The organism is Gordonia jinghuaiqii (genome assembly GCF_014041935.1).
Lineage (GTDB): Bacteria > Actinomycetota > Actinomycetes > Mycobacteriales > Mycobacteriaceae > Gordonia > Gordonia jinghuaiqii.
In genome coordinates this window covers 4,835,122-4,851,847 of the sequence record NZ_CP059491.1, presented here as the reverse complement: position 1 = coordinate 4,851,847, position 16,726 = coordinate 4,835,122, and the positions used below count along the sequence as shown (strand labels likewise).

General features: G+C 68.0%; 18 protein-coding genes. 13 read left to right on the top strand and 5 right to left on the bottom strand.

Features of this window, described 5'->3' with window-relative positions:
• Positions 1-8: 8 nt before the first annotated feature.
• Together H1R19_RS21590 and H1R19_RS21585 are read left to right on the top strand one after the other, a co-directional pair.
• A complete protein-coding gene (locus tag H1R19_RS21590) occupies positions 9-302 on the top strand; it encodes a hypothetical protein (protein WP_219850125.1) in 294 nt (97 codons plus the stop codon).
• Positions 303-365: 63 nt separating this feature from the next.
• Complete coding sequence (locus tag H1R19_RS21585; protein ID WP_219850124.1) at positions 366-1,646, top strand: alpha-hydroxy-acid oxidizing protein; 1,281 nt, start codon at positions 366-368, stop codon at positions 1,644-1,646.
• A 49-nt stretch (positions 1,647-1,695) separates the two neighbouring features.
• Here H1R19_RS21585 and H1R19_RS21580 read toward each other — a convergent pair whose 3' ends face one another.
• The gene (locus H1R19_RS21580) at positions 1,696-2,649 is read right to left on the bottom strand and encodes an oxygenase MpaB family protein (protein WP_188328330.1); all 954 of its coding nucleotides are present in this window, start codon (positions 2,647-2,649) and stop codon (positions 1,696-1,698) included.
• Between the two features lie 85 nt (positions 2,650-2,734).
• Between H1R19_RS21580 and H1R19_RS21575 the strand changes: the two genes are divergently transcribed.
• From H1R19_RS21575 to H1R19_RS21555, 5 genes are all read left to right on the top strand, one after another.
• On the top strand, positions 2,735-3,436 hold the full coding sequence (locus H1R19_RS21575; RefSeq protein ID WP_188328329.1) for a TetR/AcrR family transcriptional regulator: 702 nt from the start codon (positions 2,735-2,737) through the stop codon (positions 3,434-3,436).
• A 28-nt stretch (positions 3,437-3,464) separates the two neighbouring features.
• Complete coding sequence (locus tag H1R19_RS21570; protein ID WP_188328328.1) at positions 3,465-4,112, top strand: TetR/AcrR family transcriptional regulator; 648 nt, start codon at positions 3,465-3,467, stop codon at positions 4,110-4,112.
• A gap of 132 nt (positions 4,113-4,244) precedes the next feature.
• Positions 4,245-5,477: an acyl-CoA dehydrogenase family protein gene (locus H1R19_RS21565; protein WP_219850123.1), complete on the top strand. Its 1,233-nt coding sequence runs from the start codon at positions 4,245-4,247 to the stop codon at positions 5,475-5,477.
• A complete protein-coding gene (locus H1R19_RS21560; protein WP_188328326.1) occupies positions 5,474-6,490 on the top strand; it encodes a phosphotransferase family protein in 1,017 nt (338 codons plus the stop codon). Before H1R19_RS21565 ends, H1R19_RS21560 begins: the two co-directional genes overlap by 4 nt.
• A 31-nt stretch (positions 6,491-6,521) precedes the next feature.
• Positions 6,522-7,268 (top strand): SDR family NAD(P)-dependent oxidoreductase, encoded by a 747-nt coding sequence (locus H1R19_RS21555; protein WP_188328325.1) that lies wholly within the window; start codon positions 6,522-6,524, stop codon positions 7,266-7,268.
• Here H1R19_RS21555 and H1R19_RS21550 read toward each other — a convergent pair whose 3' ends face one another.
• Complete coding sequence (locus H1R19_RS21550) at positions 7,269-7,976, bottom strand: histidine phosphatase family protein (protein WP_188328324.1); 708 nt, start codon at positions 7,974-7,976, stop codon at positions 7,269-7,271. It lies immediately after the preceding gene.
• A gap of 103 nt (positions 7,977-8,079) precedes the next feature.
• Between H1R19_RS21550 and H1R19_RS21545 the strand changes: the two genes are divergently transcribed.
• Entirely contained in the window at positions 8,080-8,493 is a 414-nt protein-coding gene (locus H1R19_RS21545) for a VOC family protein (protein ID WP_188328323.1), read from the top strand.
• 22 nt (positions 8,494-8,515) lie between these two features.
• Here the strand turns inward: H1R19_RS21545 and H1R19_RS21540 are convergent, their stop codons facing one another.
• On the bottom strand, positions 8,516-9,589 hold the full coding sequence (locus tag H1R19_RS21540) for a sigma-70 family RNA polymerase sigma factor (protein ID WP_188328322.1): 1,074 nt from the start codon (positions 9,587-9,589) through the stop codon (positions 8,516-8,518).
• 705 nt (positions 9,590-10,294) lie between these two features.
• Between H1R19_RS21540 and H1R19_RS21535 the strand changes: the two genes are divergently transcribed.
• Positions 10,295-11,458 (top strand): ROK family transcriptional regulator, encoded by a 1,164-nt coding sequence (locus H1R19_RS21535; protein WP_219851841.1) that lies wholly within the window; start codon positions 10,295-10,297, stop codon positions 11,456-11,458.
• Positions 11,459-11,509: 51 nt separating this feature from the next.
• Here H1R19_RS21535 and H1R19_RS21530 read toward each other — a convergent pair whose 3' ends face one another.
• Together H1R19_RS21530 and H1R19_RS21525 are read right to left on the bottom strand one after the other, a co-directional pair.
• Positions 11,510-12,355: an ABC transporter permease gene (locus tag H1R19_RS21530; RefSeq protein ID WP_188328321.1), complete on the bottom strand. Its 846-nt coding sequence runs from the start codon at positions 12,353-12,355 to the stop codon at positions 11,510-11,512.
• Positions 12,355-13,371 (bottom strand): ATP-binding cassette domain-containing protein, encoded by a 1,017-nt coding sequence (locus H1R19_RS21525; protein WP_188328320.1) that lies wholly within the window; start codon positions 13,369-13,371, stop codon positions 12,355-12,357. The genes H1R19_RS21530 and H1R19_RS21525 overlap by 1 nt, the downstream gene beginning before the upstream one ends.
• Before the next feature lie 283 nt (positions 13,372-13,654).
• Between H1R19_RS21525 and H1R19_RS21520 the strand changes: the two genes are divergently transcribed.
• Genes H1R19_RS21520 through H1R19_RS21505 form a run of 4 tightly spaced genes read left to right on the top strand, consistent with a single transcriptional unit; the run spans position 13,655 to position 16,699 of the window.
• Positions 13,655-14,056 carry a TOBE domain-containing protein gene (locus tag H1R19_RS21520; RefSeq protein ID WP_188328319.1) on the top strand — a complete coding sequence of 134 codons (402 nt, stop codon included), beginning with the start codon at positions 13,655-13,657 and terminating at the stop codon, positions 14,054-14,056.
• Complete coding sequence (gene modA / locus H1R19_RS21515) at positions 14,053-14,787, top strand: molybdate ABC transporter substrate-binding protein (protein ID WP_219850122.1); 735 nt, start codon at positions 14,053-14,055, stop codon at positions 14,785-14,787. Before H1R19_RS21520 ends, modA begins: the two co-directional genes overlap by 4 nt.
• A complete protein-coding gene (locus tag H1R19_RS21510) occupies positions 14,784-15,608 on the top strand; it encodes an ABC transporter permease (protein WP_219850121.1) in 825 nt (274 codons plus the stop codon). Before modA ends, H1R19_RS21510 begins: the two co-directional genes overlap by 4 nt.
• Positions 15,605-16,699 carry a sulfate/molybdate ABC transporter ATP-binding protein gene (locus tag H1R19_RS21505; RefSeq protein ID WP_219850120.1) on the top strand — a complete coding sequence of 365 codons (1,095 nt, stop codon included), beginning with the start codon at positions 15,605-15,607 and terminating at the stop codon, positions 16,697-16,699. The genes H1R19_RS21510 and H1R19_RS21505 overlap by 4 nt, the downstream gene beginning before the upstream one ends.
• The last annotated feature ends 27 nt before the right edge of the window (positions 16,700-16,726 follow it).

Below are 16,726 nucleotides of genomic sequence, written 5' to 3'. Positions count from 1 at the left end.
TGAGCCTCATGGCTGTGGATGCAACGGTGCCCGTGGTGGCGGTCGGTCTGGTGGGCGGTTTCGCGGTCGCGCGATACAGCGGGCGACGTGAGCTCGGTGGAGTGGTGCTGGGTACGGCCGGTGCGTGGTGTACCCGCCAGTGGGCCGTCGAGAAGGGCCCCGCCGTCGCGGGCGGCCTGCTGGCCGGATACCTGGCGGCGTTCGGCGGATCGCACCCGCTGGCGAAGAAGATCGGTGCGTGGCCGTCGGTGGCAGCGGTGACCGTCGCCGCCGCGGGCGTCACCGCGCTGGCCACTCGCTGAGCGACTCGCCTTCGGCGCCATCGTGGCCGCGATCCGGCCACGTCGAGGCTACGATCACCACCCATGACCGCGGGATATGGGCGTGCACGGCAGAACGAGATCTACACGGCCGGGGTCCATCGTCGAAAGCCCCGCGTGCCAACGGATTTCGCGGAACTGGAACGTCGCGCCAAGCGGGCGATGTCATCCCGCGCTTGGGCCTACATCGCCGGCGGCGCGGGCGAGGGCCGCACCATGACGGCGAACCGGGCCGCGCTGGACCGGTGGGCGATAGTGCCGCGCGTCCTGCGCGATGTGTCGCAGCGGAACCTCGAGATCGAGCTGTTCGGGCGGCGGATCCCGGCTCCGGTGCTGTTCGCGCCGGTGGGTGCGGGTTCGCTCGCCGCGCCTGAGGCCGACGCCCTCGTCGGCCGTGCGGCCGCGGAACTCGGTGTGCCCTACATCTTCTCGAACCAGGCCGGCGTGCCGATGGAGAGCGTCGCCGCCGAGATGGACCGCGTCGACGCCGGCGCCCCGCGCTGGTTCCAGCTGTACTGGTCCACCGACGACGACCTGGTCGACAGTCTCCTCGCGCGGGCGGAGGCGATCCGCGCCGACGCCGTCGTCGTCACACTCGACACCACGATGCTCGGGTGGCGGCCGCAGGACCTGAATCTCGGTTCGCTGCCCTTCGCGCGCGGCGAGGGTATCGCGCAGTACACCTCCGACCGCAGGTTCGGAGACATCGTGAGCGAGCGTCTGCGCGCGGCGTCGGACGAACGCCCCGAGATCTCCCTCGGGGCGGTCGCCACACTGATGTCGATCACCCGCAACGCCCCGGGGCGCTTCCTGTCGAACCTGAGGTCGCCGCGGCCGCGTGCGTCGGTCCAGACATTCCTCGACATCTACTCGCGGCCGTCTCTGGACTGGGACGACCTCGCCGGTCTGCGCGATCGCACCTCACTGCCGATCGTGCTCAAGGGGGTCCTGCATCCCGACGACGCACGCCGAGCCGTCGACGCCGGGGTCGACGGCATCATCGTCTCCAACCACGGCGGCCGCCAGATCGACGGCGCGATCAGCACCATCGACGCCCTCGACACCATCGCGCCGGTCGTCGACGGCCGGATCAAGGTGCTGATCGACTCCGGCATCTACACCGGGTCCGACGTGCTCAAAGCGCTGGCGCTCGGTGCCGACGCGGCGTGTATCGGTCGGCCGCACATGTACGGCGTCGCACTCGCCGGGGCCGACGGAGCCCGCGACGTGGTGGCCGACATCATCGCCCAGCTGGACCTCACCCTGGGCCTGGCCGGTCACACCGACGTCGCCGACCTGGACCGGGACGTGTTGCGACGGCTGTAGTGGTCGGTCACCGGTCGTGTCGACACGCCCTCGACGCGTACAGCGGGCGTCACACCAACGGACGACCGGTCCGCATACGCCAGCGGACGTCGGCGAGCAGGACATTGAACGGGAATGCGCGCACCGACTTCGGTGCGCGGGTGATGAACGCGCGCAGGACCGCGTTGTGCTTGTCGAAGAACAACTCCTGCCACGGCGACAGCTCGACGCGCATCTTGCGGCGGAAGTTCTCCGGCAGAAAGCCGATGGCGTTGATCTCGAAGTACCAGCCGAACAGCTTCGACACCACCGGACCGAGGAACTCCGCACGTGCGATCTGCATCAGGTAGTTCCGGATGACGGGATCGATCTCGAGGGTCTCGACCGTCTCGTTCCAGTAGGTCTCGAAGTCCTCGCGGGTGGCAGGCCACATCTCGCGGGGCATCTGCAGCGTGGTTCCGAGGACCGCGCCGGCCTGGTAACGCGCGTCGGTCACCTCGGTCACGCCGCCGAAGATCCGATGGATGTCCTCGGTGCCGCGGTACAGGCAGGCCGCCACCCACAGCTGGAGGTTCGGGTCGAAGGCGTTGTACTCGACCGGGCTCTCGGGCGTCGAACGGACCTGGGCGTGGGCCTTGCCGACCGCCTTGCGATAGGCCTTGCGGTCCTTGGCGCTGCCGAGGCCGGCGACGGCGAGGTAGCTCAGCGTCGTGCGCCCGCGCTTCAGGGGGTGTTTGAACAGGTTGCCCGAGTCCACGCGGCTCTCGTACACGCCGTATCCGACGGCGGGCAGGCTGAGCTGCATGATCACGTTCGCCGCCCCGGCGAGTACGCCTGCTCCCAGCGGGTCGAGATCGATGGTGGGGAGGGCGTCGAGCTCGGCGCGGGACATCCGCGCGGCCGACGGCAGGAACTCGGTGTCCGGACGCTCGGCGGTGAGGAACTCCTCGAGTTCGGCCCTCACCTCGGCCGACGGTCGCGGCGACAAGGCCGAACTTCCACTGGTGATAGGCTCCGTTGCCATCGAACACCCCTCCGCGCGATTCAGGAAACGTCTGTTTCCCGTTTCATGAGACACCTCACTCACCGGGGGTGTCAAGATAGGAAACATGGGACGAGCATCATCGACTCCGGAGAGTCGACCGGGCGTCGCGGCCGACCCGGCAGCCTCGCTCCGGGCCTACGGCGGCGAGGGCGGTGACACGCGAGTCGCCCGCCGCCGCACGTCCCTGATAGACGCCGGCCTCGACCTGCTCGGCGCAGACGACGCCACCACGATCACCGTGCGCGGTGTCTGCCGGCGGGCCGGGCTGACCGCGCGGTACTTCTACGAGAGTTTCGAGTCGGTCGACCAGCTCGTGGGTGTCATGTACGACGAGGTCATCGAGGAGATCGCCCAGGCCGGCATCGCCGCGTTCTCGGAGGGTGCGAGCATGCGGTCCAAGGTGGCCGGCGCGGTCGCGGCGATCGTCGATCTCATCGACGCCGACCGCCGCAAGGGCCGCCTCCTGTTCTCTCAGGCCCTGCTGAGCCCGGTGATCGCGGCCAAGCGGATGGAGTCGACCGCGTTGTTCGCGAGCCTCACACTGCAGAGCACCTCGACCATCCTCGACGTCCACGTCGGTCCCGATGCCGCCGCCGGCGTCGCCCACTATCAGGTGGGCGGCCTCAGTCGGCTGCTCGCCGCATGGCTCGAAGGTGACGTCGCGCTGTCCAAGGCCGATGTGGTGGATCTGAGCATCGCCCTACTCGTCTCACCTGCGGAGATCCTGGAGAAGAGCCGCGCGCACAGCGACGGCGATGGTGAGTAGTGCCGCACGTGGGGATATGTTTGATCCCATGAGTGGCGGAACCGGCGAAGCAGACGTCCGACCGGGGAAGCGGGAACTCGGGAGCTGGCGCGACTACGGCGAGCCCGAACTGCCGATCCCGTTGGCCGCGGCGCTCGCTGCCTTCGCCGAGCAGGGGTATCACGGCACGTCGGTGCGGGAGATCGCCTCGCGCGCCAACCTGTCGGTCCCCGGCCTCTATCACCACTACCCGTCGAAGCAGTCGCTGTTGCAGGGGTTGCTGGAGCGGACGATGACAGACCTGCTGGCGCGTTCGGAGGCGGCCATCGCCGAAGCCGGCCCCGAGCCGGTGCGACAGTTCGACGCAGTCGTCGAGTCGTTGTTGCGATTCCACATGTACCGGCGTGAACAGGCATTCGTCGGTTCCACCGAGATCCGCAGTCTCGACGACACCTACAAGTCCACCTACATCGGTCACCGGGACCGCCAGCAGCGAATGGTCGACGAGATCGTGTTCGCCGGAGTCGAGGCCGGCGACTTCACCACCGAGTACCCGAAGGATGCCGCGCGTGCGGTCGCGACGATGTGCGTCGGCGTCTCCACCTGGTTCAAACTCGACGGTCTGCTCGGTCCCGACGAACTCATCGCGCGCAACCTCCAGCTGGCCCGCGCGCTGGTCGGACATCGCACCAGCTGACAGCACGGGGGCGACCGTGTCGGGTTGCCCTTGACCCGGATCGCACCGCCTGGCAAGGTATGGACCGCCGAACGATCGCTCGGTCGGCGGAACCCGGGGAGACCTCACCGGTCCATGTGTAAGGAGTCACCGATGCCCATTGAACTTCGCCACGACGACGAGGTGCTCGACGTGGTCGCCAAGACCGAACGCTTCGTCCGCGACTACGTGTTGCCGATCGAGGACGAGTCGGCGGGCGACATCACCGCGGCCGGCGGTGACGACATCCGACGCGAGATGAACGCCAAGGCCAAGGCGGAGGGCATCTTCGGCCCGCATGCGCCCGTCGAATTCGGCGGACTGGGACTGAACATGTGCGACCGCGCACCGGTGTTCGAAGCGGCGGGCTACTCGACCTTCGGTCCCATCGCGCTGCACATCGGCGCACCGGATGAAGGCAACGTGCACATGCTCGCGCACATCGCGAGCGAGGAGCAGCGCCAGAAGTACCTCGCTCCGCTCGCGACGGGCGAGGTCCGCTCCGGGTTCGCGATGACCGAGCCTGCGCCGGGTGCGGGTTCGGACCCCAATGCACTCCGGACCGAGGCCGTGCGCGTCGACGGTGGCTGGAAGATCAACGGCGAGAAGCACTTCATCACCGGCGCCGACGGGGCGGGCTTCTTCATCATCATGGCCCGGACCTCCGGCGCGCCCGGCGACCGCGGCGGTGCCACGATGTTCCTCGCGCCCGCCGACGCGCCCGGGCTCACCGTCGGGCGGCACATCAACACGATCGACAAGGCCATGATCGGCGGCCACTGCGAGATGAGCTTCACCGACCTGTTCGTTCCCGACGAGGACATCCTCGGCGAGGTCGACGAGGGCTACCGCTATGCCCAGGTGCGGCTCGGACCCGCGCGGATGACCCACGTGATGAGGTGGCTCGGTTCGGCCAAACGCTGCCAGGACGTGGCCGTCGACTACGTCTCGCGCCGTGAGGGATTCGGCGGTCGCCTCGGCGATCTCGGCATGATCCAGCAGCTCGTCGCCGACAACGAGATCGACCTGGCCGCCACCCGCGCGCTGCTGCTCAAGGCATGCCACGAACTCGATCTCGGCAACCACGCCTCCGACGAGACGTCGATCGCCAAGACCTTCGCCGCCGAGGCATACTCGCGTATCGCCGACCGGAGCATCCAGATGTGTGGCGGCCTCGGTGTCTCCGCCGATCTCCCGCTCGCACGACTGTCGCAGGAGCTGCGACCGTTCCGCATCTACGACGGCCCGTCCGAGGTCCACCGCTGGGCGATCGCACGGCGCGCCGTCGGGCGGGCCAAGAAGGCGCAGCAGGCGCTGGAGGCACAGGCCGCGGCGGGTGCGAAATGACGTCGGTGGAATCCGCACTAGACGGAGATCGCCTGCGCCGCTTACTCGTCGACAACGGCGTCGAACCCGCCGGTGACCTCTCGATAAGTCTCATCAGCGGCGGCAAATCCAACCTGACCTACACGGTCACCGACGGTGAGAGCACCTGGGTGGCACGGCGTCCGCCGACAGGTGGTCTCACCCCCTCGGCGCACGACATGGGTCGCGAGTGGGCTGTGACCAGTGCTCTGCAGTCCACCGCTGTGCCTGTCGCGCGGACCATCGCCTTCGACTCCGACGGGTCGATCATCGGCGCCCCGTGCACCGTGGTCGAGTTCGTCGACGGCCGGGTCGTCCGCACCGCGCACGACCTCGACGCCTACTCCGACGACGACGTCGCAGGTAACCTCGACGCGCTCGTGCAGACCCTCGCCGACCTGCACGCCGTCGACCACCTCGCGGTCGGGCTCGGCGGGTTCGGCCGGCCGGCAGGCTTCGCCGCACGCCAGGTCAAACTCTGGGCACGCCAGTGGGGTCACGTGAAGACCCGCGAACTGCCCGACGTCGAACGCCTCGTGGAGGCGCTCTCTGCGCGAGTCCCCGAGCAGACGCGGGAATCGGTGGTGCACGGGGACTTCCGCGTGGACAACACCATCATCGACGCCGATGACCCGACAAAGATCGCCGCGGTGGTCGACTGGGAGATGTCGACCCTCGGTGACCCGCTCACCGATGTGGCGCTGATGTGTGTGTATCGCACCGGCGCCTTCGACCAGGTGCTCGGATTCTCCGCGGCGTGGACCAGCGACCGCTACCCGTCCGTGGACGAGATCGCCCAGAAGTACTCGATCGCAACGGGTTCTGATCTCGGGGACTGGGATTTCTATCTGGGGTTGGCGAACCTGAAGCTCGGCGTCATCGCCGAGGGCATCACCTACCGGGCCCTCTCGGGTGCCTCGTCGGGCGACGGCGCCGAACGAGCCGGGGAAGCCACCGCGGCCTTCATCGCCGACGGACTGCGCCACATCAGCTGATCAGCGTCGAAACGACCAGGGGACAATTCAATTGAGTAAGTCGACGAACAACAGGGCAGCTCTGGTGACCGGCGCGTCACGAGGAATCGGCGCGGCCATCGCCGATCGGTTCGCTGCCGACGGCTGGGACCTGACCATCAGTGCGCGCGGGCGGGAAGCTCTCGAGAAGAAGGCCGCGGGACTTCGCGAACGTGGAGCCGGCCGCGTGGAGGTCGTCCCCGCGGACATGACCGACGCCGAGGCGATCATCGCGCTGGCCGGCGCACACGCGGAGGTCTTCGGACGGTGCGACGCGTTGATCATCAATGCCGGGATGGGTTCAAAGGGGGCGGTCGCCGATCTGCCGGTGAAGCGCTTCGACCGTCTCTACGAGGTCAACGTGCGCGCGCCCTACGTTCTGCTCCAGGCGGCCCTGCCCACCCTGCGTGCCACGGCCGATGTGTACGGCGCCGCGAAAGTCATTGCGGTGGCATCGATCACGGGGGTCTATCCGGAGCCCGAGCTGTCGGCCTACGGTGCGACCAAGGCTGCGCTGATCTCCCTGTGTGAGACGTTCAATCTCGAGGAGTCGGTGAACGGTGTGAGCGCCACGACCATCGCGCCGGGTTATGTGAACACGGACATGACCGACTGGCTGAAGGACACACTGCCGGCGGAGGAGATGATCACGGCCGACGACGTTGCCGTGGTGGCGCATTCGGTCACACAGCTGTCGCGGTTCGCGGTGTTGCCGAACATCGTGATCACCCGGCCGGGGGAGAACCTGCACCGGGCGTGATCAGCGGACGGTGGCGACCCCGCCGTCGCGATCGGACAGGTGACCGTGCTCGTTGAAGGACACCACCGAGACCCCGGTTCGGCCGACGATGAGCTTGGTGATCGAGGCGTTGACCATCGTGCGGGCCATCGCGGGCCAGTTCTCGTCTGGGACGCCCCACAGCTGGGCGATCAACTGGGTGATGGTGCCGGCCGAGGACACCACGAGAACTGTCTGTCCCGACCCGGCCAGCGCGGCCGCTCGTGCGGCGGCGTCGGCGACACGCGCCTTGAACTGTGGGTAGCTCTCGGCGGGACCGCCGTCGAGTCCGGGGGCGGCGTCGTGCTCTCCTGCCGCGATCCAGGCGGCCAGGCCCTTGTCCAGCTGCTCCTGATAGCGACGGTTGTCGTGGTACATCTCAGCGGACGCGTGACCGACGAGGGCGGGGAGGGAGTACTCGTTCCAGCCCGGGTCGACCCGGGGGTGTGGTCGTTCCTCGAATGTGCCGAGCACGCCGCTCAACGTCTGGGACTGCCGCGGGAGGTCTCCGCTGACGGCATCGGTGAACGCATCGACCTGTCCTGCGAGGAATCCGCCGGTGAGTGCTGCCTGTGTGCTGCCCGTCGTGGTCAGACCACCGGGCCCGTTCGTCAGGTCGTCGGCGGCGTCGGCGACGCCGTAGGCCGACGCGTTCGCCTGGCCGTGCCGGACGAGATAGATGACACCCATTGCTGCACCTTATGTCGCTTCCGATGAGTTCGGGTCGTCGGGATGGTCTGTACTGGTTGACTCCCCAGACGCACTGGAGAACTGACGGACCGGAGAACTGCCCGTGACGCCGATGCTGTTCATCAACCTCCCGGTCGCCGACGTCTCCAGATCCCGGCGCTTCTTCGGCGTGCTCGGATTCCGGTTCGACGAGATGTTCTGCGACGACGGGGCCGCCTGCATGATCGTCAACGATTCGGCGGTGGTCGTGCTGATGCAGCGACGACGCTTCGCCGGGTACGCAGCGGGGAATGTCGCGGAACCCACGCGGGGACGGGAGTCGCTGTTGGCGTTCTCCGCCGACAGCCGGGCGCAGACCGATCGGCTGGCCGACGCCGCACTGGCGTCGGGAGGTAGCGCTCTCCGGAACGCCGAGGACCTCGGATTCATGTACTGCCGCAGTTTCTGCGATCCCGACGGACACGCATGGGAGGTGGTCTGGATGGACCCCTCCCAGATCCCTCAGGACGGCGACTGACCAGCGGCCCGCGGCTGTTCGGTCAGTGCCAGGGACTGGCCTCCGTGCGGGCCGGGGCGTCGTAGGGGGTCGCGGGTAGTCCGAAGCGGGCGAAATCCGCTTCCATGGTGTCGCTGAAAAATGCCACGACATGGCTGACCTTGCCTGCACGCGGATCGATGTCGAGCACCTGGAGCTGGAAAGGGCGGTGGATGCCGTCGGGCTCGCGCATGTAGAGCCCGTACGCGGGTTGACCGTTCGCCACGGTGGGCAGCAGGATCTGGTCGCCCGGCTTCTCGGCCGGGCAATTGCGGCGGATGAGGGTGCCGATGCTCTCGCCGCCCTGGTACCAACCGGTGAAGGGGGGCATCTCCCAGATCGCCCTGTCGGTGAACATCTCGACGATGGCGTCGACGTCGTACCGCTCGAACGCCGAGACGTAACGCGCGAGCAGCTCGCGTTTGGCGGCGTCATCGAGAACCGACGCTCGGGACTCTGCCGAATCCTCTTGGGGGCGAGAGTTCTTCACCTGTTCGCGGGCGCGCTGCAGGAGGCTGTTGACCGTCGCGGTGGTGACGCCGATGGTGTCGGCGACCTCGGCTGCCCGCCACTGCAACACGTCGCGCAGGATCAGCACCGCGCGCTGTCGCTCGGGTAGATGCTGCAGGGCGGCGATGAACGCGAGCCGTACGGACTCCCGCGCGCCGACGACGAATGCCGGGTCCGCGTCGTCGCCGGGGGTGATGTCGTCAGCGGTGCCGGAGTACGGCTCGAGCCAGGGCACCTCGTGGTTCTGCAGGAGATCGTCGGCGGGGTCGAAGGCGTCGCCGCCGAGGCCTGACGGCAGCGGCCTGCGTTGCGTGCTCTGCAGTGCCGTGAGGCAGGTGTTGGTCGCGATCTTGTGCAGCCAGGTGCGTACCGACGCCCGGTGGTCGAACTTGGCATAGCCGCGCCAGGCCCGGAGGAACGTCTCCTGCGTCAGGTCCTCGGCGTCGTGATGGGAACCCATCATCCGGTAGCAGTGCGCGACGATCTCTCGTCGGAACGGTTCGGTGACCCGCAAGAACTCGGCGTCGAGTCCGGCGTCGGGCTCGGCCGTGGACGTGGTTGTGGTCATGGTCACAATCTACCGGCGGGCACCGACAGACTCGACCCGAGCGGGCAACCCGACCCCGGTCCGCTTCGGCGGCCTGTCGCAGGTGGGGCGTGGCGTCGTGCGGGCTTTCGATCACGCTGAGTGCAACCCGGGCCGCGGTGCCCGCAGGTGCCTATCCTCGCCGGTGAACGCGACTGCGCTCGGCGCCGGACGCCGCGGTGCCCCGGCCGAACCGGGTTGCCGGGCCGGTGATGCGTTGCTAGCTTGATGCGCATGACGAGTGCCGACCGCAGGCTTCCGGAGGTCACCTTCGTGACCACCGCGCTGGGCTGTCGTCTGCCTTTCGCTCGTGTCCTCTGTTGTTGTCGTCGAATGCGCTGAGCCGACCCCCGTTCGAGTCCATCTCCTCCCGGGTGTCGCTTTCGCGAGTCTCTGCATCCAGAGCACTTTCCGACTTTCGCCCGCGGTCTTCTCGCGGGTTCTTCGACGAGGACGATCATGACCAGCACACTTTCCGACTTCTCCGCCCGCGATCTGCGTACCGCACCGGCTCCCCTCGCGCGGCGCCAACCTGTGTCCCGAGCGGTGCGTCGCGGTCCGCAGCCCACCCGCCAACCCGTACCGTTGTCTCCCGTACCGCCCACTCGGGCCCCCGGCCGCACGGCCGGCCTCGAACGGTCGGTCCCGAACACCGATCGCCGCGCGGCAGGGAAGGGGGGTCAGCGGGTGCACGTCGCGACGCCGCACCTGGAACTGTCGACCAAGCCGGCCGCCCTCGTCCTCCGAGCCGCCCGCCTGGCCGGTCCGCTGTTCCGCGACGATGCCGCCGAGCGCACCGGGCTCAGCATCTCCACGGTCAACCGCCAGGTCAGCGCGCTGCTCAAGGCGGGGCTCATCCGTGAACGCGCCGATCTCGCGCCCTCCGGTGCCATCGGCCGTCCGCGCCTCCCGTTCGAGGTCAACCTCGCCGACTTCCTGACCCTCGGTATCCACATCGGTTACAAGGTCACCGCCATCACCACTCACGATCTCCTTCACCGAGTGGTCGGGGCCATCCAGATCCCGACGCCGGAGGCCGACACGCCGGAGGAGGCCCTCGCCGCGATCGGTGTGAGTGCCAGGCGCTTCGCCGAACGCTGGACCGGCCGCCGTGTGCTGTGGGTCGGCGTCGCGCTCGGTGGCCGGGTCGCCGAAGACGGCATCGTCGACCATCCACGTCTCGGCTGGGAGGGGGCGCAGGTGGGCCGCACGATCGCCGAGGCCGTCGGCCTGCCGGTCTCGGTGGCGTCGCACGTGGAGGCGATGGCCGCGGCCGAGCTCGTGCTCAACCCCGACGACCAGCAGTCGAGCTTCCTCTACTTCTACGCCCGCGAAATGCTGGGCATCGCGTTCAGCGTGGGCGGCACGGTGCATACGCCGACCGCGGGTCCGCCGGTGATCGGTCATTTCCCGACCGGCGCGACGACGCTCCTCGACCCCCGCCGGACGGGCCGCCTCGAGCCTGCGGTGAGTGATACCGGAGTGGTGGAAGCTGCTCGGGCCCTGGGCCTTTCGGTCGCCGATGTCGAAGGGGTGCACGCGTTGGCGCGGACCGGTGACGTCACGGCGCGTCGTCTGCTGGAGGAACGCGCCGAGGTGCTGGGTCGTACCGTCGGGCTCATCGCCGACATCTTCAACCCGGATCACATCATCCTGGGTGGACAGGCCTTCACCGACTACCCGACGAGCCTCCCGACTGTCGCGAAGGCGGTCCGGGAGACCTCCATCGTGGCCAAACGCGATGTCCGGGTGTCCCATTCGGGTGCGACCGTGCAGCAGCAGGCCGCCGGTGCGGTATCGCTCGACGCGATCTACAGCGACCCGCTACAGGCGATCACGCTGACTGCCTGAGCGGGCCGCTGCCGGACGGGTCCGGGTGGGTATTTGCCTCCGCGGTTCTCCTCAGTCCTGCGTGCGCTTGTTGTAGGCGCGCAGGGCGAACGGTGCGAACGCGAGCGTCAACGCGACCGACCAGAGCACGGTCGCGATCACTGGATATTGGAGCGGCAGAGCGGCATCCGAGCCGAACGCGGGACCGTTGCCCCACAGCACGCGCAGCGCCTGAACCAGCGACGACATCGGATTCCACTCCGCGATCGTCTGCAACCACGTGGGCATCGGCTCGGTCGGCACGAAGGCGTTGGACAGGAACGTGATCGGGAACAGCACCGAGAACATGAAACCGTTGACCGCCTCCACGGTCCGCAGCCATGAGCCGATGAGGATGCCGAACCAGATCATCGCGAATCCGAACAGCACCAACAGGGCGAAGGCGAGTACGGCCTCGCCGAAGGAGCCGCGGATGCGCCAGCCGATGGCCAGTCCGGTCACGGCCATCACCACGATGCCGATGGAACTGTGGAGCAGACTGGCGATGCTACGTCCGATCAGCACGGAGGACCGTTGGATGGGCAGCGACCGGAAGCGGTCGATGATGCCCTTCTCCAGGTCGGCGGTGATGCCCGTGGACACGATGAACGCGGTGAACACGATCGTCTGGCCCATGATGCCCGGCAACAGGAACTCTTTGTACGACGCGCTGTCGGTCTGGATCGAGGCACCGAACACATACGCGAAGAGAAGCACGAACATGATCGGCTGAATCGTGACGTCGGAGAGCATCTCCGGCATCCGCTTGGTGTGGATCATGTTGCGCTTGACCATGATCCAGGATTGCTGCCAGATCGTGGTCGGGTGAGTCCGCGGCCTGTCCGCGACCACCGTCGAGGCGTGTGCAGTGGTGGTCATCAGGGATTCTCCTCGTCGATGGTGTGATCGGTGTCTTCGGCTCGGTGGCCGGTGAGGGACAGGAAGACGTCGTCGAGGCTCGGACGGGCGAGTCCGAAGTCGTCGACGGCGATGCCGCTCTCGTCGAACCACGCGGCGACCCGGGGGAGGTCCCCGAGACCGCCGGCCCCGGTGGTCAGGCGGCGTGCAGCGGTGTCGACGAACACCTCCGCGCCGTTTTTGCTCAGAAGGGCTTCGGCGGCGGGAAGGTCGTCGGCGTGGGACACGGTCAGCACGAGGCTGGCCGAGCCGGCCTGTTCCTTGAGCTGCAGGGAGGTGCCGTGGGCAATGATCGTGCCCTTGTCGATGACGACGATGTCGTCGGCCAACTGGTCGGCCTCCTCGAGGTACTGCGTGGTGAGCAGCAGCGTGGTGCCGTCGGCGACGAGATCGCGCAGGACATCCCACAACTCCGACCGGCTGCGCGGGTCGAGTCCGGTGGTCGGTTCGTCGAGGAACAGGACCGGAGGTGTGGCGAGCAGGCTGACGGCGAGGTCGAGGCGGCGGCGCATGCCTCCGGAGTACGACTTGACCTGCTTGTCTCCGGCCTCGCCGAGGGAGAACTGTTCGAGCAGTTCCTCGGAGCGGCGGGCCAGGGGTTTGCGGCCGATCCCGTACAGACCGCCGATCATCCGGAGGTTCTCGCGACCGGTGAGGATCTCGTCGACCGTGGCGGCCTGGCCGGTCAGGCCCATGTTCTGACGGACCATGCCCGGTTGCTCGCGGACGTCGTATCCGGCGATACGTGCCGTTCCGCTGGTGGGCGGGGACAGGGTGGTCATCATGCGGACGATGGTCGTCTTGCCTGCCCCGTTGGGGCCGAGCAGGCCGAGCACCGAGCCGCGCGGCACGGTGAAGCTGACGCCGTCGACCGCGGTGAAGTCGCCGAAGCGTTTCACGAGGTCGATGGCCTCGATGGCGACGTCGGGCGTCGCAACGTCGCCCGGTGCGGTGGCGGGGACTGTGACTGAGCTCATGTTTCTCCACGTTATCGATGGGGTCCGACAGTCGCGACTGATTTTTCGGACGTCAGGGTGGGGACCGGGGACTTCTCGGGGTTCATTCGGGGGCCTGTTGGTCTCGAGATGGCAGACCGCCGGCTCTCACAGAACTCATCGGTCTGGCGGACGCGAACTCCGACGCCTCGCGTGCCGCCAACGCTAGGACCTCAACCAGACTTGAGGTCAAGCCCTCGGCCCATATTCCGCGTCAGCGGTGATCACAAGCCCTGATCGTCGTGAATGCGGATACAATCCACCGATGTCAGCAATTCGGATCAAGGACGCCGCAGCACTGCTCGGCGTCAGTGACGACACGATCCGCCGGTGGATCACCACCGGAGTACTCGAACAGTCCGATGAGGGTTCCGTCGCCACCGTCGACGGGGCGCGGCTCGCCGCGCTGGCCAGGGAACGCGCGGTGGCTCCCGACGACGGGGCCGCGGTGGCGCGGTCGGCTCGCAACCGGTTCACCGGGCTCGTCACGGATGTCCAGATGGACGGGGTGATGGCTCAGGTGACCCTGCAGTGCGGACCGTTCGAGGTGACCTCGTTGATGAGCGCGCAGTCGGCGCGGGAGCTGGCACTCGCTCCCGGTGCGGTGGCCACCGCGGTGGTCAAGGCGACCACGGTCATGGTGGAGACGGTCAAGGGCACCCGATGAAGGGGTTCGTCGTCGGGGCCGGACTCGCGCTGGCCCTCCTCGCCGGCTGTTCCGCCGACACGTCGACGACCACCCTCGACGTGTCGGCTGCGTCGTCGCTGAAGACAGCCTTCACCGCGATCGCCGACGAATTCGAGCGGCGGCACGACGGGGTGACCGTGAGCCTGTCGTTCGACGGGTCGTCGACCCTGGTGAATCAGATCAAGCAGGGGGCGCCCGCCGATGTGTTCGCCGCTGCCGACGAGAAGAACATGGCGAAACTCGGCGCGGCGGCACTCGACCCGCGGATCTTCGCGACCAACACACTGGTGATCGTCACCGCGCCCGGTAATCCGCGGAACATAAGGTCGTTCGCGGATCTGGACGAACCCGGCGTCACGACCGTCGTGTGCCAGCCGGCGCAGCCGTGCGGGGCCGCAACCGAGGCGGTGGAGCGCACCACCGGCGTCACTGTAGACGCGGCGTCGGAGGAGCAATCGGTGAACGCCGTACTCACCAAGGTGACGACCGGACAGGCCGATGCGGGGGTCGTGTACGTGACCGATACGAGGGCGGCGGGCGACAAGGTGCACACCGTGGCCGACCCGGCGTTCGCGGCGGTGGTCAACACCTACCCGATCACGACGCTGGCCGGCGCCGATGCCCGGGACCTCGGTGCACAATTCGTCGAGCTGGTGCTCGGTCCGGACGGGCAGGCCATCCTGACCGGCGCCGGGTTCGGGCCACCGTGACCCTGAGTCGACCCGGTCTGTTCCGCCGCGATCCCGCGGGGCTGCCTGCATGGGTGTATGGACTGGCGGCATTCGGGGTCGCGCTGATCGTCCTGCCGCCCATGGCGCTGCTCGCACGTTCTCCGTGGGACACCTTCGTCGACCAGGTGACCTCGCCGTCATCGATTGACGCCCTGCGTCTTTCGCTGATCACCGCGACGGTCAGCACGGTCATCTGTCTGGTTGTGGGTGTGCCCATGGCGATGATCTTCGCGCGGTACGACGGCCTTATCGTCCGCGTGCTGCGCTCCCTGGTGTTGCTGCCGTTGGTGTTGCCGCCGGTGGTGGGCGGTCTCGCGCTGCTCTACACGTTCGGCCGGCTGGGGATCGTCGGCGAGCACCTGCACGCGGCGGGGATCGACATCGCGTTCAGTACGGCTGCGGTGGTGCTGGCGCAGAGTTTTGTGGCACTGCCCTTTCTGGTGATCAGCGTGGAAGGCGCGGTGCGCGTGGTGGGTACGCGGTACGAAGAGGTGGCGGCGACGCTGGGCGCGGGGCCCAGCCGCACGCTGTGGCGCGTGACGCTGCCGCTCGTGATGCCGTCGCTCCTCGCCGGTGTCGTGCTGGCGTTCGCTCGTGCGCTGGGCGAGTTCGGCGCGACGATCACCTTCGCGGGCAACGCGCCCGGTGTCACCCAGACCGCACCCCTGGCGATCTACGTGTCTGCGATCGATGATCCACAGGCGGCGATACCGTTGTCGCTCATACTCGTTCTGATCTCGCTGGTCGTCGTGGTGGGTGTGCACAGCCGTCGGCGCCGGGGCGGGGTGGGAGCGCTGTGAACGGCGACGATCTGGTCGTGTCCATCGACAATGCGGTCCCACGGTTGCAGGTGGAGCATCGGTTCGCCGGGAGCCGGACAACCGCGCTCGTCGGACCGAACGGTGCAGGAAAGTCGACGATGCTGCGCGTGATCGCGGGACTGCTCCGGGGAGACTCCGGTACACGGATAACGCTCGGGGATTCCGTGTTTCGTGGTCCGCGGGCCTTCGTTCCGCCGCACCGGCGGGGCATCGCGTTGCTATCGCAGGATGCGCGCCTGTTCCCGCACCTGAGCGTCGCGGAGAACGTGGCCTTCGCGCCGTCGGCGCAGAGGCTACCGCGAGCGGAGGTCCGTGAACGAGTGACCCGGTGGCTCGGCGCCGTCGAGGCCGGCGACCTTGCCGATCGGAAGCCCGACCAGCTCTCCGGTGGACAGACACAGCGTGTGGCGATCGCCAGGGCGCTGGCCGCTGATCCGCGAATCCTGTTGCTGGACGAACCGTTTCGCGCCCTCGATGTCGGCGTCGCCAGTCGCCTGCGTGCACTGCTGCGCGGTCTGCTCGCCGATCGCGGCCGGACCACCATCATGGTGACCCACGATCCGGTGGACGCTCTCGGCCTTGCGGAGGACATTGTCGTCCTGGATCAGGGGCAAGTCGTCGAATCCGGTTCTACGCGTGACGTGTTGACCAATCCGAGGAGTCGATTCAGTGCTTCGCTGTCGGGGCTCAATCTGTTTGTGGGTCGGATCGGTGAGGCGAACGCCGTCGTCGACGCAGCCGGGAATCGGGTGGTCGGGACGACTGGGGAGGATGTACCGCCTGGTGATCTCGGCACTGGAACACCTGCCGCCGCCACGTTCTCACCGCGCGCCGTGGCCGTGTATCTCGAAGCGCCGCACGGTAGTCCGCGAACCACGCTGCGAGCGACCGTCCGCGACGTGGTCCCGAGTGGAGGCCACGCGCTGGTGAACACCGACGCCGGGGGTCAGGTCGTGGCTGCCGAGGTCACCTGGGAGGCGGCCGCGGATCTGGGGTTGGTCGCCGGGGTCCAAGTCGTGCTGGTGGTCAAGGCGAGCGAAGTACGGGTCAGCGCGGTCGCCGAGCGTTGACTGGCCGACTTCTTTCGACGATGCGAC

Coding starts and splice junctions, on each gene's coding strand:
- H1R19_RS21590 (WP_219850125.1), top strand. CDS start 9: ATGGCTGTGGATGCAACGGTGCCCGTGGTGGCGGTCGGTCTGGTGGGC.
- H1R19_RS21585 (WP_219850124.1), top strand. CDS start 366: ATGACCGCGGGATATGGGCGTGCACGGCAGAACGAGATCTACACGGCC.
- H1R19_RS21580 (WP_188328330.1), bottom strand. CDS start 2,649: ATGGCAACGGAGCCTATCACCAGTGGAAGTTCGGCCTTGTCGCCGCGA.
- H1R19_RS21575 (WP_188328329.1), top strand. CDS start 2,735: ATGGGACGAGCATCATCGACTCCGGAGAGTCGACCGGGCGTCGCGGCC.
- H1R19_RS21570 (WP_188328328.1), top strand. CDS start 3,465: ATGAGTGGCGGAACCGGCGAAGCAGACGTCCGACCGGGGAAGCGGGAA.
- H1R19_RS21565 (WP_219850123.1), top strand. CDS start 4,245: ATGCCCATTGAACTTCGCCACGACGACGAGGTGCTCGACGTGGTCGCC.
- H1R19_RS21560 (WP_188328326.1), top strand. CDS start 5,474: ATGACGTCGGTGGAATCCGCACTAGACGGAGATCGCCTGCGCCGCTTA.
- H1R19_RS21550 (WP_188328324.1), bottom strand. CDS start 7,976: ATGGGTGTCATCTATCTCGTCCGGCACGGCCAGGCGAACGCGTCGGCC.
- H1R19_RS21540 (WP_188328322.1), bottom strand. CDS start 9,589: ATGACCACAACCACGTCCACGGCCGAGCCCGACGCCGGACTCGACGCC.
- H1R19_RS21530 (WP_188328321.1), bottom strand. CDS start 12,355: ATGACCACCACTGCACACGCCTCGACGGTGGTCGCGGACAGGCCGCGG.
- H1R19_RS21525 (WP_188328320.1), bottom strand. CDS start 13,371: ATGAGCTCAGTCACAGTCCCCGCCACCGCACCGGGCGACGTTGCGACG.
- H1R19_RS21520 (WP_188328319.1), top strand. CDS start 13,655: ATGTCAGCAATTCGGATCAAGGACGCCGCAGCACTGCTCGGCGTCAGT.
- modA (WP_219850122.1), top strand. CDS start 14,053: ATGAAGGGGTTCGTCGTCGGGGCCGGACTCGCGCTGGCCCTCCTCGCC.